The following is a 5,236-nucleotide window of genomic DNA, read 5'->3' as shown; positions in this document are numbered from 1 at the left end:
GAACAACTACATTTCAAAGCACTAGAACGTCCGCCTGTCACCCCTCCCGGCACACCTGGGCTGCACGTTATGCTTAAAAGCGATGATGAATTTGCCTATAAACCTGGCGACCCTATTATCTACAAGGGCTTCAAGGTTGGTGAATTTGAAGACGCCACATTTAATATTGAAGAGCGCGTTGTGTATTACGATGCATTTATCGAAGCGCCCTACCACAAGCTCATAACTAACACGACACGCTTTTGGGATGTCAGTGGCGTTAAGTTATTACTTGAATCTAATGGAGTAAGCGTCGAAACGGGAAGCTTGGAAACATTGTTGGCAAACGGTATTACCTTTGGAATTCCCGATGGCGTACCTAAGGGCGAGCAAGTGCTCGATAACGCTTTCTTTACTATTTATGGCGACAGCACATCAGCGTCAGATGCTCGCTACAAGGTGGCAGCAGAATATCTGTTACTCATTGATGAGAGCGTTAGAGGCCTGACCGTTGGCGCCCCTGTAGAATACCGTGGAATTGAAATTGGCAATGTAACGGCAATTAACTCTTTCCCTGCTGTTGAAGGGAGTATTCTAGAGCGTGGCTATCCTATCCCCGTACTTATTAATATTTATCCTGGCAAGGCAAGACAGCCAGATACCAAAGAAGGCCTAAACGCGATAAAGCAAACGATTAGAAACTGGCTTGAGAGAGATCTTCGGGCGTCGTTACGCATGGGCAATGTTTTAACCGGTGGCTTGTACGTTGATTTACAGCATGTACCCGATGCAGACTACACCAGTCAAATAGAAGTAATTAACGGTTATGAAGTCATTCCTACTGTGAGTAACGAGTTTACGCAGTTAACACAAAAAGCCGATGCTATTTTAGATAAAATCAACCAGCTACCGCTTAAGGAAATGGTCGAGAATGTGCAGCTAGCTGTTGAAGACATGCGCTTAGCCGCAGAGTCAGTGGAAACCGCTAGCAGTGACTTTGACTTACTTATCGCCGATATCGATGCAAAAGCACTTAACAGTAACCTGAATCAAGTTCTTGTTAGCCTTGATGGCTTGTTGAAAAATTATAGCGAAGGTGGCTTTAATAAATCTGAGATAAAGGAAACGGTTGATGCCTTACAGGAAACCATGCGTAATATTCAACCCTTACTGCTAAAGCTAAATCAATCGCCAAACAGTTTGATATTTTCTAAGGATAGCGAGGCCGACATTCAGCCTAGAGCTAAAAATTAAATTGAAGAAACTAATAAAAACTATGCATTTTTTCATCGAAAGTAGCGTAGAGAGTGAGCGCACTTAAATGTTAATAATATGGCGTAGTGAGACATCCCTAAACAAGGATGAAAGGAATAAATAGAATGATAAAACAGTTTAACGTCTTCCCTTCCCTATCGACAGCGAAAGTACTGTTTATCGGCGTATTCGCACTTAGTGCGTGTTTGTTATCGGCGTGCAGTAGTGCACCTCGCTCACTGACATACTATCTACTGCATACCACAGGTGACACCCCGTACGCGGCACAAGAGACCACATCTGTAGTGCTAGACAAAATCACGCTTCCTGAATATTTAAAACATCGCGGTCTCGTGTATCAGACCAGCGATACAAATCTTCACATTTCAACCAGTCATTTATGGGCCGAACCGGTAGACGAAGGACTAACCAAAGCATTGACCAGTGCATTAACTTCTCAAAATGTGTCACTTCTTCGCCCCGATCACTACGCTAGTGAAGAGGCCATTCACATGGCTTTGCACATTAATGATTTTGTTAGTACCTACGAAGGGGAAGTAATTCTGTCTGGACAATACGTGATTACTCGCGTCGGTGGCAAAAGCCAGACATACCCATTCGTATTTAAAACTCCCCTTGAAGATGACGGCTTTTCTTCAAGCATAAAAGCAATGAGAAACACTATCCATCAACTCGCTAAAGACATTAGCAAAACGCTTAAACCTTAGGCTTAGCGATGTTCGGTTCTCTTAAGCAATACGTATTTAGCGGTGTGAGTCGCCACTATAAGGACGAAACCAACAGGCGCATTATGGTGGTAAACCTATTTGCGGCAGTAGGTATGTCTATTACGTTTTTGCTCGGCACTCGGGCGTTTATTGACGGAGAATATTCCCTCTCTTCTACGCTCTACACAGCTAGCGTGGTATTTGCCATTTCACAACGACTTCAAGTGCGATTTGCGTCAGCCAAAGCACGTACGTGGTCTATCACGCTGCTTATCATCTGCTTAATGGTGCTAACTCTTTTATTACTTATTACCGGAGGTAAAGACAATACTGGCCCGCTTTGGATATACCTGGTACCACCTGTCACCATGTTTTTCGCTGGTTTTGTGCGGGGGCTCATCGCGCTCATCGCTTATACCCTGGTATGTGCCATAGTACTGTTTGGCATCGACGCCCCATCGTTTATTGCAAGCTACACCTACGCTTTTAAAACGCGCTTACTCTATTCATTTTTAACCGTTTCATTTCTGTCGGCGTTTTATGAGTACAGTAGACAAAAGAGTTACGACACCGCACTTTATTTAAGTGAGCAGTTTGAGCGCCAGGCCAAGCATGACCACTTAACTCAGTTGTTAAACCGGCGAGGCGCGCAGCAGTGTCTAGAGCGCGAGTACGCAAGAATGCTGAGAAGCAAACGTAAATTTTCGGTCGCCATTGCAGATATTGACCGCTTTAAAAGTATCAATGACACCTTAGGCCATGAACAAGGTGACGAGGTCCTTCGTCAGATTTCAAAAGTGTTTAGTTCTCGCCTGCGAGGACAAGATATTCTCGCACGGTGGGGTGGCGAAGAATTCATGTTCATCTTTACCGATACTGATGAAGCGGGTGCTGTAAATGCCTTGGAAAATATTCGAGATATTTTGAACAACGCACCGCTTAATATTAACGGTAGCGAGATCCATGTAACGAGTAGTTTCGGGGTGAGCGAAGCAAATCCCGATATAGATATTTCCTGCGCCGTTCGTCGAGCAGACCAAGCACTTTACTATGCCAAAGATAATGGTCGAGATTGCGTGTGCGAATTTTCGTCGTTGAGCTCCCCCTCTTTTTCAGGAAACTAAACCAATTTCCCTGCTTAAATCAGTACGGTTAACTGACTTTACACAAAATTGACTCATGTTTAGTTACATTTGCGCTGTATTCCTGAAACACTTTAGCGCTACACTATGTAAAGTATTCGCTATAAAAGTAGATTTAGCCATGAAATGGATGAAAGTTGCACTGCCTATTGGTGTTTTATTAGTAGGCTACTTAGGTATGAAAGGAATCGAAGCCTCTGCCTCTGATAATACTATTACAGAAGAAGTTGATACCCGCCCAACGGTGACTATTGAAGCTTTATCGCCAGAAGACGTGCGCGTTCAACTTACCTCGTATGGCGAAATAACGCCCCTTGAAACCACAAACCTTGCAGCTCAGGTATCGGGAGAAGTTGAGCGCTGGAACCCTAAGTTTGTGAGCGGCGGTCTGGTTCGACGTGGCGAAACCTTATTTGAAATAGAAGCTGACGCATATGAAGCGGCATTGTTGCTGGCTGAAGCTAACCTCGCTAGCGCGCAAGCACAGCTTATCCAAGAGCAAGCCCAAGCTGATGTCGCTGCCAAAGAAGCGAAAACGATGCCTAACGCACGGGTTACTGACCTTTACCTTCGCAAACCTCAAGTGATGAGTGCGCAAGCTGGCGTAAAATCAGCTGAAGCGCAGCTTAAAATCGCAAAGCGTGACTTAGACAACTGTAAGGTAAAAGCACCATACGATGCACTTATAGTATCTAGAGATATCAGCACTGGTGACTATGTAACTCAAGGCACGCCAGTCGCTGTCATTAACAACATCGAATACGCTGAAGTAACCTTCCCTGTAGCCGGCTTTGACCGTGTTTTTCTAGCAGACAACACCATTGGTAGTGAAATCGCCATCGAAGTAGATGATGTGCAGGGCGCTACTGTAAAAGGTACCATTCACCGTGATACGGGTGTGGTAGATAACACCACGCGTATGAGCTATTTCGTTGCCCGTATTGAAGATCCTTACGCCATCAATTCGTCGAAGCCTATCGTAAAGTTTGGTTCGTATAGCACAATCGCATTTGAAGGAAAAACCCTTAGCGACGTATACCGCGTACCTCAAGAGTTGGTAACCAATCGATTGTTGTGGACGTTAGATGACGAAGACAGATTAAAATCGCAAAAGGTTAAAGTTGTTCGCGAAGAAAATGGCGACTTCCTTATTCAAGGCGATTTCAATGCCAAAAAAGTCGTGATGAGTTTGCCCGAATATCCTCAAAACGGTATGCCTGTTAAGGTCATTGAGACCACGACCGAAATTGTGACAGCAAAAGCGAACTAAGGAGCTGTCATGGAAAACCACAACGATACACAAACCGGCATTATTTCTTGGTTCGCCAGAAACTCCGTGGCCGCCAACCTACTGATGATTTTTATCATCATCATGGGGATAGCGAGCTATTTCACTATTCAGCGTCAGATGTTTCCAAACATCGAAATAAACTACATCACCGTTGAAGCCAACTACCCTGGTGCTTCACCTCAAGAGATTGAAGAGAGTATTTTCATTAAAGTTGAGGAAGCAGTAAAAGACATTACTGAGATTAAGCGTACGGTTTCACGTGCATTTCGCGGTGGCGGTGCAGTTACACTGGAAATTGACACTAAAGCTGAATTAACAGATGTACTTGATAAGGTGAAGCTTCGCGTTGACAGTATTGCCACCTTCCCCGCTGGCATGGAGCCGGTTAATGTTTCCCAAGTAGAGTTCCAGCAGCAAGTTATTGAAATGCCTATTGTCGGTGACTTGCCTTTATCAGAACTCAAAGTGCTGGCAAAAGAGGTGGAAGATGAGCTTCTACAACTTGGCTCTATCTCTTTGGTTGAAGCCAATACGCCGGACGATGAAATTGCCATTGAAATTAAACCTGATACGCTTAGGAAGTACGGCTTAACTATTGCCGATGTCACACAGGCAATTAATAGTTACTCTGCCAACATTTCCGCAGGTCAGCTTAGAACTAACTCAGGTATCGTATCGGTACGTGTTGAAAACCAGTACTACAGCGGCGATGAGTTTAAGCAAATTCCCATTAAAATCGGTGCGGGCGGCGCTAAGGTAACCTTGGGCGATTTCGCTTATATCAACGATGGATTTGTTGAAGGCGAACGCTACTTTAAATACAACGGCATGAACGCTATCTA

General features: G+C 44.5%; 5 protein-coding genes. All 5 read left to right on the top strand.

Features of this window, described 5'->3' with window-relative positions; genetic code table 11:
• Nucleotides 1-1,233 (top strand): PqiB family protein (locus QVA83_RS16420; protein WP_287498694.1); only part of this gene is annotated, 1,233 nt, incomplete at its 5' end.
• Between the two features lie 125 nt (nucleotides 1,234-1,358).
• A complete protein-coding gene (locus QVA83_RS16415; protein WP_156078124.1) occupies nucleotides 1,359-1,961 on the top strand; it encodes a PqiC family protein in 603 nt (200 codons plus the stop codon).
• Nucleotides 1,962-1,969: 8 nt separating this feature from the next.
• Nucleotides 1,970-3,085 (top strand): GGDEF domain-containing protein, encoded by a 1,116-nt coding sequence (locus QVA83_RS16410; RefSeq protein ID WP_156078123.1) that lies wholly within the window; start codon nucleotides 1,970-1,972, stop codon nucleotides 3,083-3,085.
• A 139-nt stretch (nucleotides 3,086-3,224) separates the two neighbouring features.
• Nucleotides 3,225-4,373: an efflux RND transporter periplasmic adaptor subunit gene (locus QVA83_RS16405; RefSeq protein WP_014948891.1), complete on the top strand. Its 1,149-nt coding sequence runs from the start codon at nucleotides 3,225-3,227 to the stop codon at nucleotides 4,371-4,373.
• A 9-nt stretch (nucleotides 4,374-4,382) separates the two neighbouring features.
• On the top strand, nucleotides 4,383-5,236 hold an 854-nt coding region (locus tag QVA83_RS16400), incomplete at its 3' end, for an efflux RND transporter permease subunit (RefSeq protein WP_287498693.1).

Source organism: Alteromonas sp. AO-Serp, from assembly GCF_017849675.1.
GTDB lineage: Bacteria > Pseudomonadota > Gammaproteobacteria > Enterobacterales > Alteromonadaceae > Alteromonas > Alteromonas macleodii.
Note: the sequence above shows the minus strand (reverse complement) of the source record. Positions and strands in the feature narration are given on the sequence as shown.

Excerpts from the sequence above, each read along its gene's own strand:
- QVA83_RS16415 (WP_156078124.1), top strand. The coding sequence starts at position 1,359 with ATGATAAAACAGTTTAACGTCTTCCCTTCCCTATCGACAGCGAAAGTA.
- QVA83_RS16410 (WP_156078123.1), top strand. The coding sequence starts at position 1,970 with ATGTTCGGTTCTCTTAAGCAATACGTATTTAGCGGTGTGAGTCGCCAC.
- QVA83_RS16405 (WP_014948891.1), top strand. The coding sequence starts at position 3,225 with ATGAAATGGATGAAAGTTGCACTGCCTATTGGTGTTTTATTAGTAGGC.